This window comes from Nocardiopsis sp. NPDC058631 (assembly GCF_042716955.1).
Taxonomy (GTDB): domain Bacteria; phylum Actinomycetota; class Actinomycetes; order Streptosporangiales; family Streptosporangiaceae; genus Nocardiopsis.
This window is the reverse complement of sequence record NZ_JBHXQY010000086.1, coordinates 4,091-28,150: the sequence shown is the minus strand read 5'-3', so window position 1 is coordinate 28,150 and position 24,060 is coordinate 4,091. Positions and strand designations below refer to the sequence as shown.

At 72.8% G+C, this 24,060-nt stretch carries 21 protein-coding genes; 9 read left to right on the top strand and 12 right to left on the bottom strand.

The window, feature by feature from the left end; translation table 11 throughout:
* Window positions 1-259: 259 nt before the first annotated feature.
* A complete protein-coding gene (locus tag ACFWTE_RS23360; protein ID WP_378781995.1) occupies window positions 260-1,522 on the bottom strand; it encodes an FAD-binding protein in 1,263 nt (420 codons plus the stop codon).
* A gap of 263 nt (window positions 1,523-1,785) precedes the next feature.
* Between ACFWTE_RS23360 and ACFWTE_RS23355 the strand changes: the two genes are divergently transcribed.
* Window positions 1,786-2,715, top strand: coding sequence for a universal stress protein (locus ACFWTE_RS23355; protein WP_378781994.1), 930 nt, complete (start codon window positions 1,786-1,788; stop codon window positions 2,713-2,715).
* A 470-nt stretch (window positions 2,716-3,185) separates the two neighbouring features.
* Window positions 3,186-4,313 (top strand): undecaprenyl-diphosphate phosphatase, encoded by a 1,128-nt coding sequence (locus tag ACFWTE_RS23350; RefSeq protein ID WP_378781993.1) that lies wholly within the window; start codon window positions 3,186-3,188, stop codon window positions 4,311-4,313.
* A gap of 139 nt (window positions 4,314-4,452) precedes the next feature.
* Here the strand turns inward: ACFWTE_RS23350 and chrA are convergent, their stop codons facing one another.
* Entirely contained in the window at window positions 4,453-5,661 is a 1,209-nt protein-coding gene (gene chrA, locus ACFWTE_RS23345; protein ID WP_378781998.1) for a chromate efflux transporter, read from the bottom strand.
* A gap of 526 nt (window positions 5,662-6,187) precedes the next feature.
* Here chrA and ACFWTE_RS23340 point away from each other — a divergent pair.
* Window positions 6,188-6,346 carry a hypothetical protein gene (locus tag ACFWTE_RS23340; protein WP_378781992.1) on the top strand — a complete coding sequence of 53 codons (159 nt, stop codon included), beginning with the start codon at window positions 6,188-6,190 and terminating at the stop codon, window positions 6,344-6,346.
* A 177-nt stretch (window positions 6,347-6,523) separates the two neighbouring features.
* Here ACFWTE_RS23340 and ACFWTE_RS23335 read toward each other — a convergent pair whose 3' ends face one another.
* Together ACFWTE_RS23335 and ACFWTE_RS23330 are read right to left on the bottom strand one after the other, a co-directional pair.
* Window positions 6,524-6,691, bottom strand: a complete 168-nt coding sequence (locus ACFWTE_RS23335; protein ID WP_378781991.1) for a DUF397 domain-containing protein — start codon at window positions 6,689-6,691, stop codon at window positions 6,524-6,526.
* A complete protein-coding gene (locus ACFWTE_RS23330) occupies window positions 6,688-7,479 on the bottom strand; it encodes a helix-turn-helix domain-containing protein (protein WP_378781990.1) in 792 nt (263 codons plus the stop codon). Before ACFWTE_RS23330 ends, ACFWTE_RS23335 begins: the two co-directional genes overlap by 4 nt.
* Window positions 7,480-7,672: 193 nt before the next feature.
* Between ACFWTE_RS23330 and ACFWTE_RS23325 the strand changes: the two genes are divergently transcribed.
* The 4 genes from ACFWTE_RS23325 (at window position 7,673) to ACFWTE_RS23310 (ending at window position 10,522) form a co-directional block, all read left to right on the top strand.
* Window positions 7,673-8,149 (top strand): ATP-binding protein, encoded by a 477-nt coding sequence (locus ACFWTE_RS23325; protein WP_378781989.1) that lies wholly within the window; start codon window positions 7,673-7,675, stop codon window positions 8,147-8,149.
* Window positions 8,146-8,481 (top strand): hypothetical protein, encoded by a 336-nt coding sequence (locus tag ACFWTE_RS23320; protein ID WP_378781988.1) that lies wholly within the window; start codon window positions 8,146-8,148, stop codon window positions 8,479-8,481. Before ACFWTE_RS23325 ends, ACFWTE_RS23320 begins: the two co-directional genes overlap by 4 nt.
* Entirely contained in the window at window positions 8,478-8,786 is a 309-nt protein-coding gene (locus tag ACFWTE_RS23315) for a hypothetical protein (RefSeq protein ID WP_378781987.1), read from the top strand. The genes ACFWTE_RS23320 and ACFWTE_RS23315 overlap by 4 nt, the downstream gene beginning before the upstream one ends.
* A 395-nt stretch (window positions 8,787-9,181) precedes the next feature.
* On the top strand, window positions 9,182-10,522 hold the full coding sequence (locus ACFWTE_RS23310; RefSeq protein WP_378781986.1) for a YeeE/YedE family protein: 1,341 nt from the start codon (window positions 9,182-9,184) through the stop codon (window positions 10,520-10,522).
* Between the two features lie 105 nt (window positions 10,523-10,627).
* Here ACFWTE_RS23310 and ACFWTE_RS23305 read toward each other — a convergent pair whose 3' ends face one another.
* The 6 genes from ACFWTE_RS23305 to ACFWTE_RS23280 form a co-directional block, all read right to left on the bottom strand.
* A complete protein-coding gene (locus ACFWTE_RS23305; RefSeq protein ID WP_378781985.1) occupies window positions 10,628-11,899 on the bottom strand; it encodes an aminotransferase class I/II-fold pyridoxal phosphate-dependent enzyme in 1,272 nt (423 codons plus the stop codon).
* Window positions 11,900-12,012: 113 nt separating this feature from the next.
* Window positions 12,013-12,654 carry a 2-dehydro-3-deoxy-6-phosphogalactonate aldolase gene (locus tag ACFWTE_RS23300; RefSeq protein ID WP_378781984.1) on the bottom strand — a complete coding sequence of 214 codons (642 nt, stop codon included), beginning with the start codon at window positions 12,652-12,654 and terminating at the stop codon, window positions 12,013-12,015.
* Between the two features lie 75 nt (window positions 12,655-12,729).
* Window positions 12,730-13,839, bottom strand: a complete 1,110-nt coding sequence (locus tag ACFWTE_RS23295) for a 2-dehydro-3-deoxygalactonokinase (RefSeq protein WP_378781983.1) — start codon at window positions 13,837-13,839, stop codon at window positions 12,730-12,732.
* Between the two features lie 192 nt (window positions 13,840-14,031).
* Window positions 14,032-15,003, bottom strand: coding sequence for an Lrp/AsnC family transcriptional regulator (locus ACFWTE_RS23290; protein WP_378781982.1), 972 nt, complete (start codon window positions 15,001-15,003; stop codon window positions 14,032-14,034).
* A gap of 140 nt (window positions 15,004-15,143) precedes the next feature.
* Window positions 15,144-16,787 carry an MFS transporter gene (locus ACFWTE_RS23285; protein ID WP_378781981.1) on the bottom strand — a complete coding sequence of 548 codons (1,644 nt, stop codon included), beginning with the start codon at window positions 16,785-16,787 and terminating at the stop codon, window positions 15,144-15,146.
* A gap of 326 nt (window positions 16,788-17,113) precedes the next feature.
* Window positions 17,114-18,049: a TauD/TfdA dioxygenase family protein gene (locus tag ACFWTE_RS23280; RefSeq protein WP_378781980.1), complete on the bottom strand. Its 936-nt coding sequence runs from the start codon at window positions 18,047-18,049 to the stop codon at window positions 17,114-17,116.
* 738 nt (window positions 18,050-18,787) lie between these two features.
* Here ACFWTE_RS23280 and ACFWTE_RS23275 point away from each other — a divergent pair.
* Window positions 18,788-20,050: an MFS transporter gene (locus tag ACFWTE_RS23275; protein WP_378781978.1), complete on the top strand. Its 1,263-nt coding sequence runs from the start codon at window positions 18,788-18,790 to the stop codon at window positions 20,048-20,050.
* A gap of 202 nt (window positions 20,051-20,252) precedes the next feature.
* Here the strand turns inward: ACFWTE_RS23275 and ACFWTE_RS23270 are convergent, their stop codons facing one another.
* The gene (locus tag ACFWTE_RS23270; RefSeq protein ID WP_378781977.1) at window positions 20,253-20,897 is read right to left on the bottom strand and encodes a pyridoxamine 5'-phosphate oxidase family protein; all 645 of its coding nucleotides are present in this window, start codon (window positions 20,895-20,897) and stop codon (window positions 20,253-20,255) included.
* Between the two features lie 67 nt (window positions 20,898-20,964).
* Here ACFWTE_RS23270 and ACFWTE_RS23265 point away from each other — a divergent pair, with 67 nt between their 5' ends.
* Window positions 20,965-22,416 (top strand): PLP-dependent aminotransferase family protein, encoded by a 1,452-nt coding sequence (locus tag ACFWTE_RS23265; RefSeq protein WP_378781976.1) that lies wholly within the window; start codon window positions 20,965-20,967, stop codon window positions 22,414-22,416.
* 75 nt (window positions 22,417-22,491) lie between these two features.
* On the opposite strand, the gene ACFWTE_RS23260 is transcribed toward ACFWTE_RS23265, so the two are convergent.
* Window positions 22,492-23,931, bottom strand: a complete 1,440-nt coding sequence (locus ACFWTE_RS23260) for a PepSY-associated TM helix domain-containing protein (RefSeq protein WP_378781975.1) — start codon at window positions 23,929-23,931, stop codon at window positions 22,492-22,494.
* Window positions 23,932-24,060 lie beyond the last annotated feature (129 nt).

Here is a 24,060-nt window from a genome sequence, read left to right as displayed (position 1 = left end):
GCGGACCCGAGAACCACTACAAGGGCTGCGTCTGTTTTGCCAGCCGAAACGCCGGGGGTTGCGCTGTTGATCGAACCCCTAACCGAACGGCATTGTCCCTAGGTGTACTGACCTGAGAGGTGAGGTACGCAGCCCGCCCGCACGGCCCCCCAGGGGCGGTGCGGGCGGGCTGCGGGGTTTCGGGGCCCCGGCCCCCTGGCCCGCGGTCACCCGGGCCGGCCCCGCGGTGTCCGCGTCGGCTCCGCGGGACCGACCTTTGTCAGTCGCGGGGGAAGAGCGCGTCGGTGAACGCGTTGCGGAACGTACCGCGCGGGTCCATCCCGCGCGCCAGCCGACCGAAGTCCGCCGCACGCGCGTACCCCGCGACGACGTCCCGGGGCGGGAGCGTGGTGAGTTTGCCCCAGTGCGGCCGGGCCCCCAGCGGCACCAGGAGCTCCTCCACCCGGGCGAGGACGGCCACCACCGCCTCCGCGTCGTTGACCCAGGTGAAGTGGAACGTCACGGAGTCGCGGCCGTACGCGGGACTCAGCCACAGGTCGTCCCCGCGCACCGTGCGCACCTCCGAGACGTGCAGGAGCGGGGCCACCCTGTGCCCGATGCCGCGCAACGCGGCGAAGGCCCTCCGCGCCTGCTCGCGCGGCAGGTACAGCTCCGACTGGAGCTCGTCGCCCGCGCTCGGCGTCACGTCGGGCCGAAAGTGCGGCAGCCGCTCGTGCCACGGCCCGGGGACCCCCAGCTGCCCGGTGCAGGACGCCGTCGGCATGCCGGGCACGGGGTGCACCGGTTCCCGCGCCGGCCGTCCTCCCTCCCACGGGCTCTCGGGCAGGTCGGTCCGGTGCTTGAGCCACACGTGGGCGGTGTCCCCGCTCCAGTCGGTGAACGCGCTCACGCTGTAGGCGGCGCCGAAGACCGCGTCGAACCGCTCGGCCACCGCGTCGAGCGGCACGTCGAGGTGGACCCGCTGGGCGACCTCGTAGGCGGGTTCGACGTCCAGGGTGAGCCGGGTGACGACGCCCAGGGCGCCCAGGGCGACCACGGCGCCGGGAAACGTGTCGGGGTCGGTGTCGCGGCCGAGCTCCACGAGGTCGCCCTCCGGGCCGACCATCTGCACGCCCCGGACCGAGGCGGCGAGGCAGCGCTGACCGTCACCGGAGCCGTGGGTGCCGGTGGCACACGATCCGGCGACGGAGATGTGCGGCAGGGAGGCCATGTTCGCGAGGGCCAGTCCCTCGCGGTGCAGGGCGGCGGAGAGGTCGGCGTAGCTCGTACCGGCGGGCACCGTGACGGTCCCCTCCCGCACGTCGACGTCCACGGTCGGCGGCAGACCGTCGAGGCGGACCAGTCCGTGGTCGGAGTCGGCCACCCTGCTGAAGGAGTGGCCGCTGCCGAGGGCCCGGATCCTGGGGCTGTCCCGGACCAGTCGGCGCAGTTCGTCGAGGGTCGAGGGCCGGTGCACGGCCGTGTGGGCGAAGGCGACGTTCCCGGCCCAGTTCCTGAGGGGCGGGGGTGGTGTCGTGGACATGGGGCCTCCTTGACCGCGGGGAAACGCCCGTGCATCTTCTCGCGCGGCCCGCCCTCCGCCCCTGACCGGGGTCCCACCGAGCACCGATCCCCGCATAGACGGGAAGGCCCGCGCCGCCGCAGGCGTCGCGGGACCGAAGGACCCGGGTCGCAGGTCCCCCGGTGCGACGAATTTCCCGCCACGCCCCGCGCCTGTTGGCGCGACCGATCCCGGGTACGGCAGTCTCGACCGGGGATCCGACATCCCCGGACGAAGGAGGTCTCATGGCGGACGAACAGGTGCCTTCCCCCAAGGTCGCGGTGGGCGTCGACGGATCGGCGACCGCGCGGGCCGCGCTGGAGTGGGCGGCGGCAGAGGCGGCACGAAGGGGGGTGCCCCTGTACGTCGTGCACGCCCTGTCCATGCCGCTGGTGATGTCCGTCTACGCGGGACCGACCCGTTTTCCCGCACCGGAGGAGGCCGCCGACCAGGGGCGGCGCATTCTGGCCGAGGCCGCCGAGCACGCGCGCTCCGTCCGGCCCGGACTGGACGTGCAAACGGTCCTGGCGCTGGAGGAGCCGCCCCTCGCGCTCCTGCACCGGACCGGACCCGAGGACCTGGTGGTCGTGGGCACGCGCGGGCTCGGCCCGGTCCGCTCGGCCCTGGCCGGATCGGCGGGCGTACGCCTGGCCTCCCGCGCGGTGTGCCCCGTGGTCGTCGTCCCCGCCCCGGAGGGCGAGACCGCGCCGCTGCGCGACTTCCGGCGGATCGTGGTGGGCGTGGACGGCTCGGACGACTCCCGGCGCGCGCTGGGTTTCGCCCTGCACGAGGCCGTGCGCAACGGCGCCGAGTCGGTCGTGGTGGTGAACAGCTGGGAGGTTCCGATGCCGTTCGCCGCCGAATCGCTGGCCGCGGCCGGGTGGACCCCGCCCGACGACCTACTGGACCGGCGGTCGGAGGAGCTCGTGTCGGGGGTGCTGGCCGAGGTCATGGACGAGAGCACCGAGCAGGTGGACCTCAGCGTCGTGCGCACCGAGCTCAACCCGGTGGACGCCCTGGTCGAGGCGGGGGCCGAGGCGGACCTCATCGTGGTGGGATCGCGCGGCCGCGGCAGCGTGCGGGGGCTCATCCTGGGGTCGGTGAGCCAGGGCGTGCTGCACAGCGCCACGGTGCCGGTCGCGGTGCTGCCCAAGGGTGTCGAAGCGACGGAGTGATCCCTCCGGGCCCGGACCCGCTGCCCTGATCGGCAGCGGACCGGGCGCCGTCCGGGTGCGTGTGTGCCGGGGCGCGGTACCGCGCCCCGGGTGGGGCCGTCCACTGCTCACGGCGTGCGGCTCCTGACCGCCGTCCCCCGGCCCGAACTGTCACCGGCCCCCGGGCAGGAGGCCGAGGTCCACGGTGGACGTGGGTCTCTTCCGTCGTTCCCCTGCCATCACTTCGTAGGTTCTCAGCGCTTCTGCCCTCGGGGCGGGCGAGTAGCGCCAGCCCCAGCCCGGAAAGAGCCCCCAGACCGCTATGGCGTAGCAGTCACGCAGATCGGGATACGATGCCTCAGCACCTGGTCCGGCGGCTCCGCCGAACCGCTCGACGCCCCCGCCCCCGCCCCCGCGCAGACGCACTCTACGAGCCGCGCCCAGCCCAGACGCGCAACCCCAGCGGCGATGACTGAACAGAAGGCCCTTTCGTGCCCATCCTCGAAGCGATCGTCCTTGGTCTGGTCCAGGGCCTGACCGAGTTCTTGCCGATCTCCTCCAGCGGGCACCTGCGAGTGGTGTCCGCGTTCTTCGGCTGGCCCGACCCTGGAGCCGCCTTCACCGCCGTCAGCCAGATCGGCACGGAACTGGCTGTGGTGATCTACTTCCGTCAAAGGATCTGGGCCATCCTGTCCACTTGGACCAGGTCCCTGTTCGACCGCGACCTGCGCGGGGACGTCAACGCCCGCATGGGCTGGTACGTCATCCTCGGTTCCATCCCCATCGTGGTGCTCGGCCTGCTTCTCGAAGACCAGATCGAGAGCGTCTTTCGTGACCTGCGCCTGGTCGCGCTGAACCTCATCGTCTTCGGTGTGCTGCTCGGTGTCGTAGACCGGTATTCGCGCAAGCACAGGGAGCTGGAGGACCTGAACATCCCCCGGGGTATGATGTTCGGTCTTTTCCAGGCGCTCGCGCTGATCCCGGGCGTCTCCCGCTCGGGAGGCACCATCACGGGCGGGATGTTGCTGGGTTTCAAGCGCAAGGACGCTGCTGAGTACGCCTTCCTGCTGGCCCTTCCCGCGGTCTTCGGGTCGGGTGTGTACAAGCTCACCGACATCGGCGGCGACGAGTACGCGGGATGGGGTGCCACCCTGGTGGGCACGGTCATCGCAGGCGTGGTCGGCTTCGTGGTGATCGCCTGGCTGATGCGGTTCATCTCCACGCACAGCTTCATGCCGTTCGTCTACTACCGGGTGGGCCTGGGCATCCTCATCCTGGCTCTGGTGAGTTGGGGCGCGCTCGACCCGCAGGGAGGCTCGGAGTCCCAGCAGGGCCACAGCGACGTCGTGGCCCAAACACAGGAGCCGCAGGAAGAACACGACTCCCAGCAGAGCGAGGCCACTCCGTCCCCTGAACCCTCGCAGGAGCCAGCGGGGACCCCGGAGGTCGATCCGGTGACCGGTTGGGAGATCGACCCGGCCTCGGGGTTGCCCCGCAATCCCGACACCGGGCTGCTGCACGACCCTCTGCTGGGCATGGACGTCGATTACGATCCTGCCAGCGGCATGGCCACCAATCCGATGACCGGTGAACAGTACGAGCCCGAGCCTGTCAACTGACGCCGGACGTGCATGCACGGTCCGATCGTTCTCCGCGTGGGCCGTGGCACGAACTGTCCGCCCCGGACCCGCGCGGAACGGTCGGCATCCGGAGGGCACCGGCCGGCCACCGCGTCCGCAAACCTGTGCGGGGCCCTCTTCAAAGGAGGAGGAGCCCGATCGCGCTGGCCGCTGGGACCACCGCCCAGGCCGGGGTCCGCCACACCGCCAGGGCCACGAACGCGACGGCGGCCAGGGCCATCGTCGCCGGGGACACCACGCCCTGGGTGAAGACCGGGTCGTACAGGGCTGCGGCGAGGACACCCACCACCGCCGCGCCCGCTCCGGCCACCGCCCGCCGCGCACGCGGGTCGGTGCTCAGCCGCTCCCAGAACGGCAGTGCGCCCACGACCAGCAGAGCCGAGGGCACGAAGACCGCCACCAGGGCGATCGCGGCCCCCACAAGCGGGCTCCCGGCCACGGGCATGAGCGCGCCCAGGTAGGCGGCGAAGGTGAACAGCGGCCCCGGCACGGCCTGCGTGGCGCCGTACCCGGCCAGGAAGGACTCGCGGTCCACCGCGCCGGTGCCCACGACCTCGGCTTCCAGCAGGGGGAGGACCACGTGCCCTCCGCCGAAGACCAAGGATCCGGCGCGGTAGAAGCCATCCGCCATCTCCGCGGCTGTACTCCCGGTCAGCGCGGCCAGCACGGGCAGGCCCGCCAACAGGATGGCGAAGGCGGCCAGACAGGCCAGGGCGGTCCCGCCCCTGACGGGGACGGCTGAGCCGGTCCCGTCGTTGTCCGCGGGCGTGGTCGTGAGCCAGAGCGCTCCGACCAGGGCGCCCACAGCGATGGCCGCGACCTGGCTCAGGGCCGAGGGCAGCAGTAGGACCAACACGAGGGCGGACACGGCGATCGTGGCCCGGCGGGTGCCCGCAGCCAGGTTCGCGGCCATGCCGAGTACGGCGTGGGCGACCACGGCCACCGCCGCGGCCTTGAGACCGAGCAGCCATCCGGCTCCGGGTTCGGCACCAAGGGCTTGGACACCCAGGGCGAAGGCCACCAGCAGAAGCGCCGAGGGAAGGGTGAAGGCCACCCACGCCGCGGCCATCCCGGCGTATCCGGCGCGGCGCAGACCGATGGCCATACCGACCTGGCTGGAAGCGGGCCCGGGCAGGAATTGGCACAGCGCCACCAGGTCGGCGTAGGAGGACTCGCTGAGCCAGCCCCGGCGCACCACGAACGCGTCACGGAAGTAGCCCAGGTGCGCCACCGGTCCACCGAACGAGGTCAACCCCAAGAGCAGAAAGACCCGGAAGACCTCCCAAGGGGTCCCGCCCGCTTGCGGGACGCTCTCTGGCGCACCCATGGGGGGCTCCCCGCCGGGGGGATCCGAAGGTGCGCTCATGGTCGGCTCCTTGGAGGGTGGGTGCGGAAGGTGGACATCGTGCTCCGACGTCGGCGAAAGATACCGAACGCGGGGACCAGGACACCGTTCGGGGACACCGCAGATGCGGCGGACAACGTGGCCTTGCCGACCCGCGCGCCACCAGCAACGCACGGGGCCCAGGGAATTTCTCACGGGTCGACAGTGCAGCCGGCGGCCTGTATGCGGCCATTGCGGTAACGCCCCCGACGCGACGCATCCGACTGGCATTTCAGCTCCTGCTATGGAAGGCCCCTTCGGTTCCTGTGCGGCATGAGGTGCAGAGCGGTAGCGCAGGCGGTCGGTGGGGCCACGAGCCGGAGGGGCGAAGCGGACCGGTTCATCGGCCCCCGGCTCGGTCTGGGCCCGCTCGGGCACATCCACCTCGGCGCACCGGCCGGAACCTCGTCAGAGCCCTGGGCTCGGGCACCCCCGCGCGGGTCAGCATCATCACGCCAACGGTGTGGGCGTGGAGGAGACCCGGGCCGAACTCGAAAACCTTGACGTGCAGCGGATCGGCGTCGACCACGTCCCCCCTCCGTCCGCGGCGCCGGCGGCCGTCAACCCGTTCGTCCGGGACGTCGCCCCGACGATGCGGTGGCAGGCCTGGACGAACAGTGGTTCGTGATGGGCTTCGACGCGGTCGACGGGCGCAACGGCTGAGGCTTGGGCGGAGCACGTGGGCGCACGGTAGGAGGGTGGGGGTTTTGGTCCCGGTGGTGCGCCCGGCCCCCGGGACAGTCTGATCCCGCTGAACACCGACCGGCCCCGCCCACCTGGGCGGGGCCGGTCTCACGTTCGACTGCTACTGGCCGCGCACCGCCGCCACCAGCGCTGTCCACTCGGGAGCAGGTGCCGCCAGATGGCCAAGTTCCCGGTTCTGGGTGTCACGCATCAGCGTTTCGGCTCCTTCGGAAACCTCGACACAGTTGGACCCTGAGGTGCTGTAGCTGGACTTGTGCCAGTCGCTCATCGCAATTGCTCCAATACATGTCGGGACTGTCTGGCGGGCAGTGCACTCCCCAGCGCCTGTTTCACCAAGCCATGCAACCGGCCGTAGTTCCGCTTGTCTTCGTAGAGCGTAGCGCCGTCAACATGATCGCTCACAGCCGCTAGCCCCCCGTCCCGGAGGTGGAACATGATCAGCATCGAGACGACGCCCATCAGGATGGCGCCCTCTGGTATCAGATGGATGTTCACCTGATCAGACTCTGTCAGCGCCAGAAGACGAGCAACCTGTTCTGTGCGTACGGCGTCAGGTACACAGGTCAGTGCTGCAACCGGGAAAACGGTAGTGATTCGCGGGTCGGTTTGACTGCGCAACAGCTCATACCTACCGCACCGAAGCGCTACCAGGCGGTCAATGTCGCTCGATGAACCTTGGTGCAGACCCTCACGGAACACCGCACGTGCGTATTGGGGAGCCTGCAACAAGCCTGGAACGAGGTGAGGCGAGATCAATTCAACCAGCTGCGCCGCCTCTTCCAGCCGATTCACGTTTTTCATCCAAGGAGGGAACCCGATGGAAGTGGCGATCTCCCAGTGCGCGACCACACGTCCCTTTGCCTTCAGTCCTTGGTCGGCCTTGGTGACGTCCGCGCGCGAGGGCGTGACCTTGTTGTTCTCCCAACGACTCAATGTTGACGCAGCGAGACCAGAAGTCTTCGCAAGGTCTCGGAGCGTCAGACCAGCCTGTTCGCGCTCTTCGCGCAGGTATGTACCAAATTCCTGTTCCTGCCGCTGCTCTTTCTGTTCCTTCATGGTGTTGACGCTACAACGCCTGTCTCTCCTTGATCTGTCTCCATAGGGATACAGCTCACTATCTCGGAAACACAGCGCCCAGGCGTGACGATGAGGTCGTGGCCACAGAGGCCACAGAAAAACCCCGGTGACCGAAGTAGAGGACGGCCGCCCAGGGTGTAGGCCCCACCCCGAAACATCCGAGGTGAGACGAATGCAGACTAACGGCATAAAGGCACCGACACCAGAACCCGACCCCGTTCCGTACCCGCACCGGATCGGGTTCGACCAGCCGAACAAGCACGGCATCATCCTCGGCCACGAACGCGACACCACGCACCTCACCAACTGGGTGCGCGCAGTGGCCCCCCGCCGGGCCGCGAAACCGGTGGCGCTGGTGACCGAAGCCCTCGTGGCCAACGCGCACCGCCACACACGCTCGGGGGACCCCGGCGGAACCGTGCGCGTCGTGGTCGACACCAACCCGTTCCTCATCGGCATCGCCGTCACCGACAACGGCCCCCGCCAGGGCACCGTCATCCCCTACCCCCGACTCGGTGAACCCCGCCAGGCCCCGCTCTCCGGCCTGCACCTGGTTGACCGAATCGCCCTGTACTGGGAATGGGACTGGGAGTGGAAAGCCACCGCCATGGGCCCCCTCACCATCCGCGCGGTGGTGGAGAACCCGTGAGGTGGAACCCCGACCACGACCGGGCCCAGCAGGAGACGGCCGACTCACTCACCCGCCACCACGCCCCGCACTGGTGGGTGATGTGGTCCTACTCCCTGCGCGTGTGGGTGGCGTTCCACCTGGGCCCCGCCACCGTGGCCCCGCTCCGGCACGCGAACCCCGACCAGCTCTCCCAGCACATGCGATACCTGACCCACCAGAACGCCCCCCGGCCCCTGACCAGCGGAAGTTTGCGCGCCGCACCACGCCCGGGGCCGACCGTACTTCCCCGGACAGGCCCCACCACCCTCACCGGCCTGACCACCACCCTCCACACGCAGGAGCCCCGATGACCTGGCACATCACCCGCACCGACGTCGACGGCCACCCGGCGGTGAGCTTCCAACGCCCCTGGGAAAGCACCCCCACCACCCTGCGCGTCCTGGACCCCGACCGGGTACACGCCGACCTCCAAGCCCTGGAACTCATCGAGCAGACCAACCCCGGCTGGTACGCCGGGTTCCTGCACCGCAACGTCCCGGTCACCCACCTGGACGGCCTGTGGGCACAGCACCCCGGCGACGTCCTGGTGCAAGCGGGCACCGCCGACGCACTGGCCGGCCTCATCACAGCGGCCCGGCTCGAACACGGCCTGTAGGAAACACCACCGGTCGGCGACTCGGCCGGCGACGGGCCCCATACGCCCCTCCCCCACCCCAGCGGGCATCCCGTGGTGGTGCGTCCCACTGTGCCAGCCCGCTGCCAGACGGGCACAGTGTCCTAGAATGTTCGCCGTGTCCGATAAAGCCCGCTTCCTGCGCATGGTCCTCATCTCCATGTCGCTGACGAGCACCGATGACGGCCTCTGTTGCCGCCGGTGCCGCGAAGGCGTGCGCTGATCCGAGGTCCCGGGGTTCCTCCCCGCCTCCTCACGGGCGTCCGCGCCCGTCACCGGTCCCCGCCCTCCGGACGCACTCGTCCCCGTTCCACGGCCCCGGTCCCCGTACGGACCGCCGCCGTTTCCCGCCACCGCACGGTTTGGACAGCACCCGTATGACCGCCAACCCCACCACACCACCCGGAAATACCGACTCGGTGGGAACCGCCACCGCTCCCGCCGACGGCAACGTCGTCACGCCCGTCTCGCCCGCACTCGCCCTGACCTGGCGGCCCGCCCTCTCCGTGCCGCCGCCCCGGGCTCCCGAGGCCGACCCGGTCCGCTGGTGGCCGCTGGGCGTCGCCCTGGTCGGCTCGCTCGCGCTGGCCGCCCACGTGTGGAACGAGCACGGCGCCCTGCCCGCGGTGCTCCTGGTCCTGGGCACGGCCCTGGGCTTCACCCTCTTCCACTCGCGGTTCGGCTTCACCTCCGCCTGGAGGCAGTTCCTCGCGGTGGGCAACGGCACCGGCCTGCGCGCGCACGCTGTCCTGCTGGGCACGACCGCGACCCTGTTCGCGCTGGTCATCGGTACCGGAACGGGGTTGTTCGGCAGTGCCCCGGCGCCGTCGGCCGGGCCCATCGGCATCGCCCTGTTCGTGGGGGCGTTCCTGTTCGGTGCGGGCATGCAGCTCGGCGGCGCCTGCGCCTCCGGTACCCTCTTCGCGGTCGGCTCGGGGCAGTCCGCGATCGTCATCACCCTGGTCGGGTTCATCGCGGGATCGGTGATCTACAGCGCCGCGTGGCCGCTGGTCGCCGACCTGCCCGCGCTGCCGCCGTTCCTGCTCTCCGACCACGTCGGGTGGGGCGGCTCCTGGGCGATCACCATCGCCCTGCTCGCCGCGCTGGTCGTGGGCACCCGGGCGGTGCAGAACCGCCGTGTCCCTCCGCCCGTGATCGCGCCACCCTCGGCCCGGGGTGCGCTGCGCGTGGTGCGCGGTAGCTGGCCCCTGATCGCCGGGGCCCTGGTCCTGGCGGCGCTGGGCGCCGCGGTGCTGATGGTCTCCGGAGGGGCCTGGGGCATCACCTCCGCGTTCAACCTGTGGGGGGCCAAGGCGCTGCAACTGGTGGGCCTGCACCCGGAGACCTGGGCGTTCTGGAGCCAACCGGACCAGGCCGCGCAGTTGGCCGGACCGGTCCTGCAGGACAAGAACAGCCTGACCAACATCGGGATCATCCTGGGTGCGGCGGTGGCCGCCGCTGCCGCCGGGGCGTGGAAGCTGCACACCGGCCTGAGCTGGAAGCTGGTCGCCGCCGGGCTGGTGGGCGGTGTCCTGATGGGGATCGGCGCCCGCCTGGCGGGCGGCTGCAACATCGGCGCCTACCTGGCCGGGATCGGCTCGGGCAGCCTGCACGGATGGCTGTGGGCGGTCTTCGCCCTGGCCGGTACCTGGGCCGGGCTGCGTGCCCGCACCCTGTTCGGGCTGGGGGTGCCCAAGCCGAGCGACAGCGTCTGCTGATCCGGCGCCGCACGGCCCCGCCCGCGTCGCGGGCGGGGCCGTGTCCGTGCGTTTGCCGGGGGCGCGCTCCGGCGGGGCGGCCGTCGGCCGCCCCGTTTCGGCAGGTCAGCCCTTGAGCTGCTTCTCGTACCCCACCAGGCGCACGCACACGGTCAGTCCGAGCATCGCCTGCTCCAGGTCGTCCTGGCCCGGGAAGCTGGGCGCGATGCGGATGGTGGCGTCGCTCGGGTCGTCGCCGTAGGGGTGGGTCGCACCGGCCGGGGTGAGCACGATGCCCGCGTCGGCCGCGCGGCGCACGACCTCCTTGGCGCAGCCGTCCTGGACCCGCAGGGTGACGAAGTAGCCGCCCTTGGGCTCGGTCCACGTGGCCAGGCCGGTCCCGGCGAGCTCAGCGTCCAGGATCCGCTGCACGGCGTCGAACTTGGGCCGCAGCAGGGCGCGCTGGCGGTCCATGTGTGCGCGCACCCCGGCCTCGTCGCGCAGGAACTGCACGTGGCGCAGCTGGTTGACCTTGTCGGGGCCGATGGAGCGCTTGCTGTTGTTTGCGAGCAGCCACTCGACGTTGGCGGGCGAGGAGCCGAAGAAGGCGACGCCCGCACCGGCGAAGGTGATCTTGGAGCTGGAGCCGAAGACGAACGCCCGGTCGGGGTTGCCGCTGTCCGCGCAGGCCGCGAGCAGGTCGGCGATCTCGACGGGCTCGTCGCCGAGGTGGTGGGCGGCGTAGGCGTTGTCCCAGAAGATCCGGAAGTCGGGGGCGGCGGTCGGCATGGCCGCGAGGCGGGCCACGGTCTCGTCGCTGTAGCTGACGCCGTCCGGGTTGCTGTACTTGGGCACGCACCAGATGCCCTTGACCGCCGGGTCCTCGGCGGCCAGGCGCTCGACCTCGTCCATGTCGGGGCCGTCGGGGGTCATCGCCACCGGGATCATCTCGATGCCGAAGCGCTCGCACAGGGCGAAGTGGCGGTCGTAGCCGGGGACCGGGCACAGGAACGCGATGCGCTCCTCGTCGACCCAGCGGCGCTCCGCACCCGGGAGCACCCCGAGCAGGGCGTGAACGATGCTGTCGTGCATCAGTTCGAGGCTGGAGTTGCCCAGGGCGAGCAGCTGCCCGACCGGCGTCTGCAGGACCCCGGCGAAGATCTCGCGCAGTTCGGGCAGGCCCTGGAGGCCGCCGTAGTTGCGTACGTCCGTGCCGGCGGCTGCGGTGTGCGTGTCACCGGGGAGGCCGAGCAGGGCCTCGGAGAGGTCCAGCTGCTCGGGTGCGGGCTTGCCCCGGGTGAGGTCCAGCGAGAGGCCGCGGGCGGCCAGGTCCGCGTAGTCCTTCCTGGCCTGCTCGAACTGCCCGGCGAGGGCGTCGTGGCTCAACTCGGTGGTCATGGTGTTTCCTCTCGCGGATGCGTCGTGGGGCGCTGCCGAGGATACCGAGGCGGACGGGGTCCCCGTTCACCGCCCGGGGCACCGTACCGGCCTCAGCGGCTGGTCGCGGGCCCCTACGCCGTCAACGGGCGGAGTCGCGGCCCCGCCTCGCGCCAGGCGTCGACCAGTGCGCGGGCGACCGCGGTCATCTCCTCGGCGTCGATCCCCGGCCGGTAGACCGCGGAGCCGATACCGAATCCGGTGGCGCCCGCCTCGACCCACGCGCCGAGGGACGCGGGGCCGATACCGCCGACGGGGACGAGTTCGAGGTGGGTGGGCAGCACCGCGCGCCAGGCCCTCATCCCGTCGATCCCCACTTGGGAGGAGGGGAAGAGCTTGACCGCTCGGGCCCCGGCGTGCACGGCGGTGAACGCCTCGGTGACCGTGGCCACGCCCGGGTAGGACTCCATGCCCAGCGCGACGGTCTCGCGGACGACGTCGGCGTCGACGTTGGGCGAGACCGCGATCTGGCCGCCCGCGTCGTGCACGGAGCGCACCTGCGCGGTGGTGAGGACGGTCCCGGCTCCGACGCGGGCGTCTGCCGGCAGCTCCGTGCGCAGGACCTCGATCGCGCGCAGCGGGTCCGGGGAGTTCAGCGGGACCTCCAGGGTCCGCAGCCCGGTCTCGTAGAGGGCGGAGCCCACGCGGGCCGCGTCCGAGGAGGGCAGGCCGCGCAGGATGGCGATGAGTCCGCTGGGGCGGCGTGTGTCGGTCATGGTCTCTCCGTAGGTCGTCTGGGTGCCCGGACGGGCCGTTCTTCCACCGGTCGTGCGGACGGGTCCCCCGGGTCGTCAGGGGGACGCCGGCGCGCGGTCCGACGGGTCGGAGCCGCCGTGCCCTGCCCCGCCGGCGGCGCCGTCGCGGCCGTCCGGGGCATCGAGCAGTCCCGCGCGGCGGGCCAGGTGGGCCAGGGCTCGGGGGGTGGCCTGCGTGGCGCCCCGGGTGGACCCGGCCCCCGCCCTGGCGAGTGCTCGCCCGTAGCGTTCGCACAGGTCGTCGGTCCCCAGCAGGAGGATGTCGGGGCCGCCGCGGCCGGGGGTGCCCGAGGCGGCGCCGAGCTCTCCCCGGACCTCGCTGCCGATGACGAGGCCGGAGACGTAGTCGCCGACCTGTTCGGGCCCGAGGCTTCCGGTGATCACGAGGGCGCGGGCGGAGAAGAGGGTCCCCAGGAGCCCGGAGTCCCCCTCGGGTCCCATCGCCACGTCCAGGCCCCGCTCGTAGGCCTGCCACCGCTCTCCCTCCGCCGGTCGGGCGAGGCGGCCCAGGATGCTGCCCTCCATGAGCAGTGCGTAGACCTCACCGCTCATGTGGGTGGAGAAGCCGGTGATGACCGAACCACGGAGCCGCACCCATTTGGCGTGGGTGCCCGGGAGGACGAAGATCCGTTCCCGGGATCCGCCGGACGCCTCCTGTGCGCCGGCCGTCGTGTGCGCGGTGCCGGCCTCGGCACGGTCCGCGAGGAGCGCGCCGACGACCTGCGTCTCCTCGCCGCGCAGGAGGCCGGGCAGGGTTCCGGGGGCCGCGAGTCCGGGCAGGATGTGCACCGGGCCCAGCGAGGAGTCGACCCTCGTCAGGGGCAGCGGTGACGTGAGCGGGTCGGTCGGCAGTTCGACGTAGGGCGCCGCGGCCCATCCCTGGTCGCTGCCGACCATGCCGCTCGCGATGACGGGGAGCGCCCCGGGGGCTCTTTCCACCCAGTCGAGGCAGAGCGCGCGCAGCGCCTGGTCGAAGGCGTGCTCGCGGGTGGTCCCCGTCTCGCGGGCGCGGCCCGTGACGCGCATGACGCCGTCGCCGCCGGACCTGTGGTCGATGACGGTTCCGTCCTCCGCCAGGAGGTAGGCGCGGCAGGAGCTGGTGCCCCAGTCGAGTGCCACGAGTCGGGCCGCCGAGTAGTCGTCCATCTCATCCGTTCCCTCGCGCCGTGGTTACGCCGTACTCCGACAGGTAAACGCCACCCGTCCCACTTTGTCGAACAGCGTCCCACATAGAGGGACGATCTGAAGGCAGGAGGCCCCTGACCGGGGGCGCGTCCCCGCCCCCCGGTGCGGGCGGGCGCGTCCCCGGGTGGCGGGACGGCGGTCCCCGCCCGTCCCTCAGCCCGGCAGGTAGGTCAGGGCCTTGACCCGGCGCAGGGTGAGGATCGTCTCGGCCGTGTGCACGCCCTCCAATGCCCCGATTCCCCGACCCAGGTACGTGTACAGGTCCTCGGTGGTCCGGCACAGCAGGGAGAGGACGAGGTTGGCCCGACCGGTGACGGCCGCGGCGAACCGCACCTCGCGGTGGAGCGCCACCGCCCGACCCGCGTCGGCGAGCGCGTGGGGGGCCACGGTCAGCCAGCACATCGCCTCGACACCCTGTCCCAGCGGCTCGTGGTCGTGTTCGACGGTGAAGTAGAGCACCCCCGTGGCGCGCAGCCGCTCCAGACGGCCCCTGACCACGGCCTCCGACAGCCCGCAGGCGGCCCGCAACTCGGCGAGGGTGGCGCGGCCGTCCAGCCGCAGGGCCGCCAGCAGCGCCTCGTCGCCGTCCTCCAGCTCCACCGGCCCCGGGGGAAGGACCGCGGCCGGGGCGCCCAGCGCGGCCTCCTCGTCCTCGTCCAGCGCACTCGTCTTGCGCAGCCACCCCAGGGGCCCGCCGTAGAAGGAGTGCAGGACGCAGTGCGCGCTGACGGAGGTGACGTGCGGGGTCCGCTGGAGGCGTTCCAGGAGCAGGTCGTCGCGCTCCTGTCTGCTGCGGGGCCTCATCACGCACATGACCTCGGTGCCGCCGGAGGCCAGGTCGACGTACTGGGTGTCGGGGCGCCTGGCCAGCGCGGAGGCCAGGGACCGGGCCACGTTGGGGGTGCATCCGAGCCGGACGATCCAGCTGTCCCGGCCCAGGCGGGTCCCGTCGCACACGCCCGTCACCCGCAGCCCGGCCGTGGTGCGCAGCCTACGGAACCGGCGTGCGACCGTCTGGTCGGAGACGCCCAGCACCCGGGCGATGCGGCTGAAGGAGGCCCTTCCGTCCAGCTCCAGCGCCTGGAGCAGTTTCAGGTCGAGCGCGTCGAGCGTCTGGGAGGCCACGGGGTTCTCCTGCACGGGGCGGGACGGGGCGGGGCGGGGCACACCACCGCGGCCCGCGACGGCGGCCGGGCGACCGGTCGGTCCCATCGTAGGCAGGCGGGGACGGCCGTGGCGCGCGACCCGGCCGTCCCCGCCCCTGCTCAGCCGAGGGGTCGCGCCGCTCCGTCCCCGGTGGCGGGCGCGACCGCGGTGGCCGGAGCCGTCCCGCCGGTTCCCGGCACCACGGCTCCGCCGTGCGGGCCGGTCGGCGCCGTCCGCGTGCGGGGGCGGCGCAGCAGGACGGCGGCGGCCAGGGCCGCCAGGACCAGCAGGGCCGCCGACACGACCAGACACCACCGCAGGCCGTCCAGGAAGGCCTCGGACACGGCGGCCAGGGCGAGGGCACCGTCAGCCCCCAGGTCCAGGCCGGCCACCGCGCCCAGTCCCGCCCCGCCGGCGGTGTCCACGACCTGGTCGGCCGGGGCCCCGGACAGCCCGGCCTCGGCCAGGTGTGCGGGCAGTGCGTCCATGACCCGCGTGGTCAGCAGTGCTCCCATGAGGGCGGGGCCCAGCGCTCCGCCGACCTGGCGGAACGCATTGTTGCCCGCCGCCGCCATGCCCGCCTGGTGCGGGGGCACCGAGGCGACGGCGGTGCCCGTGATGCAGGGGAAGGCGATCCCCAGGCCCAGGCCCAGCAGGCACAGGCGCCAGGCCACCGACCAGAGGGGTGTGTCCACCCCCAGGGTGGTCAGGCTCAGCAGGGCGGCCGCCGCGACCAGCAGACCGGCCGGGATGAGGACCCGGGCGGAGACTCGGCGCATGACCTGGCCCATCACCAGCCCCAGCAGCATGCACACCACGTTGACCAGCACCATGCGCACGCCGGACTGGAGGGTGTCCAGCTGCTGCACCAGGCCGAAGTACAGGCTCAGGACGAAGAAGAAGCCGATCAGCCCCAGGAAACTCGTCAGGGCGGCCAGCGTCGAGGCGACGAACCCCGGGCTGCGGAACAGCGACAGGTCCAGCATGGGCGAGGCGCTGCGCCTCTCCACCGCCACGAAGGCCGCCGCGCCCACCACCGCCAGGGCCAGGGACGCGACCACCCGCGGATGCGCGAAGGACTCGGCTCCGCCCTCGATGACCCCGTAGACCAGGGCCGTGATCGCCACCGCGGCCGTGACCTGGCCGGGCCAGTCGAGCCTGCGTCCGCCGACGGCACCGGACGTGGGCAGCAGCCGGGCCGCGACGGCCATGGTCAGCAGCGACACCGGGACCGGCAGCAGGAAGATCCACCGCCACTCGGCGTGCTCCAGGATCACCCCGGCGATCAGCGGCGGTACCGCCATCGCCGCCATCATGCAGGTCGTCCAGAGCCCGATGTACCTACCCCGTTCGCGCGGGTCCGGGACCGCGTGGCTGATCAGCGCGAGCGTCACCGGCAGCAGTGCGGCGGCCCCCGCCCCGGCCAGCGCCTGCCCGACCCACAGGACCTGGACCGAGGGCGCGCACAGCGCCACCAGCGCGCCCGCGGCGCACAGGGCCAGACCGACCTGGTAGACCTTCTTGCGGCCGTGCACGTCGGCGAACACCCCGGCGGTGAGGATCAGCGCGGCCACCGGCAGCACGAAGGCGTCGGACACCCACGCCAGTTGCGCGGTGGACGCCCCCAGCGCCCGCTGGATCGCCGGCAGGCTCACCACGACGGTGACCACCGGCAGGTAGGCGACGAACACCCCCGCGCAGGCCAGCGCCAGTGTGGCCCGCCTCTCCCCCGCGGTCTGCGTCCTCCCGTCCGACACGTTCACGGACACCCCTTTCCGGCAGCACGGCATGCTGCGCCTGTTCGTCGGGGTGCCATCTTGCGGCCCGTCCGGCCGACCGGGCCTGCCACTCCCCGCCGATCCGCGCACATCCGACATCGGGGGCGGGTCCGTCCGCGTTTTCCCACACCCGGCCGGCGCGGCCCGGCCCGGTGGCCCGGCGCCTGCGCGGGGCTCCCGGTGAGCCGTGCGGGATCGGCCGCGCGTGGCACGGCGGCCGCGTCCGCTCTCCGTCCGGGGCCCGTGTACCGAATCGGGTCCGGCCCCCGCCCCCGAAGCAGGGGGTGGGGGCCGGGTCCGGGGAGCGCGGACTACACGGGGCGGTCTCCCACGATGGCGACGCGCTCGGCGATCCGGGGGTGGGGGTGGTAGTCGTTCGCGGCGTAGTGCTGGGTCGCCCGGTTGTCCCAGAACGCGATCGAGTCGCGCTCCCACCGGAAGCGCACCTGGAACTCCGGGGCGTGCGCCTGCTGGAACAGGAAGCGCAGGATCTCGTTGCTCTCCGCCCGCTCCAGCCCGACGATGCGGGTCGTGAAGGAGACGTTCACGAACAGCGTCCTGCGCCCGGTCTCGGGGTGCGTGCGCACGACGGGGTGCTCGACCGGCGGGAACCGGTCCTGCCACTCCAGGAGCCTGCGCTCGTCCAGGAACCGCGAGAACCCGGGGATGACGTCGTGGACGGCCGTGCGCCCCTCGATGCGCTCCTTGACGGAGTCGGGCAGGTTGTCGTAGGCGGCGGCCATGTCGGCCCACAGGGTGTCGCCGCCCATGGGCGGAACCTCCACCAGTCGCAGGATCGCCCCGAAAGCGGGCCGCTCCCGCCAGGTCACGTCGGTGTGCCAGACGTTCTCGTAGCTGGGCGGCATCTCGCCCTTGGCGAACCGGGCGACGTGGGCGTCGTCCCCCTGCTCGATGAACGGGTTGGTCTCCAGCTCCCCCCACATCCGGGCGATGGCCTTCTGGCGCGCGGAGTCGATGGGCTGGTCGCGGAAGAAGACGACCTTGTACTCCAGGAGTGCGCGGTGGAGTTCGCCGCGCAGCTCCGCACCGATCTCCTCGCGCAGGTCCACGCCGTGGATCTCGGCGCCGATCAGGGGACCGAGCGGTCGTACCTCGAACAGCTCGTAGGGCCTGGCGGAGGCGCCTTCGGGGAGACGGCGCAGTGTGCGCGGTCCCTCGACGAGCGCGGTGTCGACCGCGGCGCTCTCACGCAGCCCCGCCGTGGTGGTCTCGATGGTCGCAGTCATTTTCCATACCTTTCCGATGGGAAAAAGGGGTAAACGTGGGCCGTCCGACCGGACCGGCTGCGCGCAGGGCGCCACCGACGAAGGAGGGGCCGGAAGGAGCCGGGCGCGGACTCCGTCCCTACCGGGGCACGACGCACCGCCCCCCTCGATCGAGGGGGGCCGCCGTGCGGCCCACTACGGGGCGCGGGACGGAGGAGGCAGCCGGAACGGCGGCACTGGGGAACCAGGCCGTCGGCGCCACGGCGCGCGACGGCGGGAGGGCCCGGGGATCAGGCGCGGGGCGGGGAGCCCAGACGGCCGCGGCGCAGGATGAGTCCCGGCGTGCCGCGGCGCTTCCTGTCGATCCGGGCGGACCGGGGGGCGGTCGGGCGGTTCAACGGGAGGACGTCCATGCCTTTGACAGTGGTGGATCGGGGCCGCCCCTGTCAATGCCCTCCCCCGGAGCGCCTCCGGGGGCACCCGCACCGGGACGCACCCGTCACCCGCGGAACACATCGCCGCGGTGGCCGCCCAAAGCCCACTTGGACACAACCTGGAACTCCAGGAAGATAACAGATGGCCATTTGGTGAATACTCAGTGTAGTAGAGGGGATATCTACACGAACGCGCCACCTGTTCGTTCGATCCCTGGGTCTGCCCCTCCCAGGGCGAGGAGTCCCCCGTGCAAGTGCGACGGAACCGTGTTCCCGTTCCCCTGCCCTTCGCTCTCTCCCGACCGTCCACGTACGGGTGGCGCGCATGACCTATGGGCGCCCCCACGCACCGGACCGGACATCCCCCGGCACCGATGCGCGCAGGGCGCTGGCCGCCCTGTGCGTCACCGTCACCACCAGCCAGGGCGTGCTGTTCTACGCCTTCCCCGTGCTGGCGTCCGCCATCGCCGCCGACAACTGCTGGCCGCTTCCCGTCACCATCGTCCTCTTCTCGGGGTCCCAGGTGGTGGCGGGGGTCTGCGGTCCCCTCACGGCGCGTTGGCTGCGTCTGCGCGGTCCCCGCCTGGTGATGACCGTGGCGGCGCTGCTGGGCGTACTCGCGGTCGCCGGAATCGCCCTCGCCCCCAACCTGTGGGTCTTCGGCGTGGCCTGGCAGGTGGCGGGGGTCGCCGTGGCGGGGCTCTCCTACCCGCCCGCCTTCGCCGCCCTGACACGCTGGTACGGGCCGCACCGGGTCCGGGCCCTGACCGTCCTGACCCTGGTCGGCGGGCTGGCCGGCACCGTCTTCGCCCCGCTGACCGCCGCGTTGGAGGCGCAGGTCGGCTGGCGGGGCGCGTATCTCGTCCTCGCGCTGGTCCTTGCCCTGGTCGCGGTCCCGCTGCACGCCCTGGCACTGACCCCGCGCTGGACCCCGGGCGGCACCGACGACCCGGCACGGGACCGCGCCCTCGTGCGCGGCGTGGTCCGCAGCGGCGCGTTCTGGGCGCTGACCACGGCGCTCGCCCTGGGCACCCTCACCGTGTACGCGGTCGTGGTCGGGATCGTCCCCCTCATGGAGGGGCGCGGTTTCGGCACCACCGAGGCCGCCTGGGCTCTGGGCGTCGTGGGTGTGGGGCAGGTGCTGGGCCGCCTCGCCTACGGGCCGCTGGCACGGATCAGCGGGACGGTCCACCGGATCGCGGTCGTGCTCCTGGCCTGTGCGGGGGCGACCGTCCTGCTCGCCCTGCTCAGCGGCCCGCTGGTCCTGGTCATGACCGCCGCGGCGCTGGTGGGCGCCGCACGGGGCCTGCTCACCCTGCTCCAGGCCACCGCCGTGGCGGACCGCTGGGGGGAGGAGCACTACACCACGCTCAACGGCATCATGCACACCCCGCTCCTGCTCGCCATGGCGCTGGCGCCGGGGGCGTGCGCTTTCCTGGCCGGACCGCTGGGCGGCTACCCCGCCGTGTTCCTGCTACTGGGAGGGGTCTCGGTGTTCGGCGCCCTGGTGGCGCTGGCCAGTGGTCCGTCCCATGGCCGGGCCGTGGCCCGGACGTCGGCGCGGCACCTGCCCCGTCAGGGTGGATGACCGGCCCGGCCCCGTGCTAGGGCGTGTTCCGTGGATGCTTTCGGTTGATTCGGCGCTTGCGCCGATCGCCGCGAGCGGCCTCCAGGCAATCTCTCGCAAGACGAGTAGCGCAGGTCAGCCCGGGTCTGGCTGTCCAAGCGTGGTCGGCGCAGCGAGAGGCAGCCTGGCGGTTGCGAGCCCGGAATGATCCGCGGAACACGGCCTAGGGGCGGGGGTCCGAGAGCCGCACGACGTGCTCGGGGACCGCGGTTCCGGGTGCCAGGCCGGGATCCGGTTCGGGCTCGCCGAACACCTGGCGGATCGGCACGACACCCGCCCAGACCGCCAGTTCGAGGTCGGCCCCGTCGCCCGAGGGCGGACCGGTCCGCACCTTCACCGAGGCCTCCTCCAGCGGCAGCGCCAGCACCCGCGTGGCCGCGAGTTCCTTGGCGGACGGTGGGCGAACCTCGTCCCACCGCCCCGGGGCGAACTGCTCGGTCAGGGCGCGCATCGCGGCCAGCGCCTCCTCCTGGTCCTCCACCACGCGCGGCACGCCGTAGACCATGGCGGAGCGGTGGTTGAGGGAGTGGTTGAAGGCGGAGCGGGCCAGGACGAGTCCGTCCACGAGGGTCACGGTCACACACACCTCTCCCCCGGCGCGCAGCGACCGCGCGCCGGTGGACCCGTGCAGGTAGAGGGTGTCGCCGATGCGCCCGTACCCGGTGGGCACCACCATGGGCGCGCCGTTCACGACGACCCCGAGGTGGCAGACCGACCCCGCGTCCAGGAGGTCGTACAGGTCGGTGCGGTCGGTCCTGGCCTTGTGCTTGGCGCGGTTGAGTCTGGTGCGTTCCGTGGTCGAGAGCATGGGCTTAGCCTAGAAAGAAGTGGACTCCCCGAACACGGCCACTTCCTCCCCGAAACGAAAGACCACTTTGTCCTGTCAGCCGAACGACCCACCCCTGCGCCTGGACCGCTCCAGCACGGTGCCGCTCACCGTGCAGCTGTCCGGCGGGCTGCGCGAGGCCATGTCCGGGGGGCTGCTCAGGCCGGGCGAGCGCCTGCCCTCCAGCCGGGCCCTCGCCGCCCAGCTGGGCGTCAGCCGGACCGTCGTGACCGAGGCCTTCCAGCAGTTGTACGCGGAGGGCTGGCTCGACGGAAGGCACGGTTCGGGCACCTACGTCGCCGAGCACGGGGCGCTTCCCTCCGTGTCGGTGCCGCCGAACGCGCCCGGGACACCGGCGGCCCCGTCGGACGGGCCCGGGGCCCCGGCGGCGGAACCCCGCCTGTCGCGGGCGCAGGCCAGACGGCTGGGGATGGTCGACCTGCGTCCGGGGGCCCCGTGGGTGCGCTCGCACGACGAGGCCGCCTGGCGCAGGGCCTGGCGGCACGCGGCCTCCCTGCCCCTGGACGACGACCCCGATCCCCGCGGCCTACCGCGGCTGCGCGAGGCACTCGCCGAACACCTGCGCCGGACCCGGGGCGTGCGGGTCGGGCCGGAGAACGTCCTGGTCACCCGTGGCACGGGCAACGGCCTGGACCTGCTCGCCGCAACGGTCCTGGCCAGGGACGACCGCGCGGGGATCGAGGAACCCGGCTACCAGCGGGCCCACGACGTCCTGGCCTCGCGCGGGGCGGAGGTCGTCCCCTGCCGGGTGGACCACGACGGCATCGTGGTCGACGACCTGCCCTTCGACCTCCGCCTTCTCTACACCACGCCCGCCCACCAGTACCCGCTCGGCGGCCGTCTGCCCGTCCCCCGCCGGGAGCGCCTCCTGTCCTGGGCGCGCGGGCGCGGCGCCCTGGTCGTCGAGGACGACTACGACGCCGAGTTCCGCTACGACGTGGCGCCGCTGCCCGCCCTGTACGGCATGGACCCCGAGCGCGTGGTGCTGCTCGGCACCCTCTCCAAGACCCTGTCACCGGACCTCGGTATCGGCTGGCTGGTCGCGCGGCCCGCCCTGCTCGAACGCGTGGCCGAGACGCGCTGCCGCCTGTCGGACCGCACCGGCGTCCCGGCCCAGGCTGCGACGGCCCTGCTGCTGGAGCGCGGCGACCTCGACCGGCACCTGCGCCGCATGCGCCTGGAGTACGCCCGCCGACGGCGGACACTGATCGAGCACCTGGGACCACACCTGACCGGGGACACGGCGGGTCTGCACGTGATGCTGCCGCTGCCCGCCGAGGCGGTCGCCCGGGTGGTCTCCGAGACCGCCGGAAGGGGCGTCCTGGTCGAGGACACCTCCCGGGCCAGCCACGGCGAACCGACCGTTCACGGCCTGGTCCTCGGCTACGGGGCCGCACACCCCGCCGACCTGCGCCGGGCCTGCCGGATCCTCGCCGAGGTCGTCGGCAGGGAGGCCGACGGCGGCCAGGAGTTGCGCTGACCCCGCCGCGGTCCCCGCGTCCCCGCCCCTCGGCGGGGCCGGGGGCGACCCCGCCCCCGGCCCCGACCGGCCCCGTCAGGAGGTGCGGGCCTCCCGCCCGCGAAGGGCCCCGACGGCCAGGTCCACGGCGAGGAAGAGCAGCAGCGACACCCCCAGGACCGGCAGCAGGTACCCGACCGCCGCCACGACGGCCACGACCCCTGCCTTGGCCCACAGCGGTACCGCGCGCCACGCGCCGCGCGGGATCGGCCGCCCCGTCGCGAACGCGCCGTCCCTGGTCGGCCTCCGCTGCCACCACATCCGGTAGCCCCAGAACACCACGGCCAGCAGCGACAGGACGAGAACGGTCAGCAGCACCTGGTTGACCACGCCGAACAACAGGCCCATGTGGAAGGCGATGCCCCAGGTGGACAGCTTGGCCATCAGGGGGTGGTCGGCAAAGCGCAGCTCCTCGACCACCGTGCCCGTGGACGGGTCGACGGCGATCGCGTCCTGCTGGACCGGCCACCTCTGCACGGTCTCCTTGACGGTGAACGGCGCCCCGTCCCCCACCGGGAAGGAGACCTCCACCGGGCCGTCGAGGCCCGCCGAGCGCGCCGTGTCCACCACCGCGTCGACCTCCTCGGCGGGGTCAGCGGCTCCGTGTCCCGCGTGGTCTCCGTGGCCGGAGTGGCCACCGTGGTCGGAGGGTGCTGGTGCGGAGAGCACCGGGGTCTGCCAGCCGAACGCCCCCCTGATCCCGCCGATGTTGTCCCCGGCCAACTGCGACCAGGTGAGCCCGGTCGCGGACACGAGGAGGAGGCCCGCGAGCGCCCAGGTCCCGACGGAACCGTGCCAGGAGAGGGTGCGGGCGCGTCCGGAGGCCGACCGCCGGGGCAGGAGGACGCGGCGCGCGCGGCGCGTCCGGCGTCCGCGCGCCACCCACAGCGCGAGGCCGCCGAGGGCGACGGCCCACAGCCAGCTCGCGGCGAGCTCGCTGTACAGGCGGCCGGCGTCACCCAGGTGCAGGGACCGGTGGAACTCGGACAGCCACGACCGCACGGGGAGCGACGCGCTGCTGCCGTAGCTGGTCGAGTCGCCGACGACCTCGCCGGTGTGGGGGTCGACGAAGACCGCGAGCCGGTAGCTCTCGGAGAGGCCGTCCGCGTCGAAGAGCACGCGCGTGCTCCGGCCCGGTTCGTCGGCGGGCCGGACGGCGCTGAGCTCCGCCCCGGGGTGGGCGGTGACAGCGGCGCCGACCTGCTGCGAGAGCGGGACGGAGGTGTCCGCCGGTTCGACGGCGAGCAGGTCGGCGTGGACCACCTGTTCGAGTTGGGGTGTGTAGACGTACAGGAGCCCGGTCACCGCGGCCACCACGATGAACGGGGCGACGAGGATCGCGGCGTAGAAGTGCATCCGCAGGACCAGGGGGCGCAGGGACGCCCAGAGGGTGCGGGCGGGGCCCGGCGCGGCTTCGGCCGTTCCGGGGGCGTGCGGCGCGGGGTCGTGGGGTTGGGAGGTGTCGCTTCTTGGCATGGGTCGGAGCCTTCTGCTGATCTCCCCGCGGTCCGTGGGGACGCGGGCACGGGTGGTCGCGGGGGGGGGGGGGGGGCGGCGCCCTCCGGGGCCCCCCCGCGCCCCCCCGCCACGGTCGGGACCTGACCG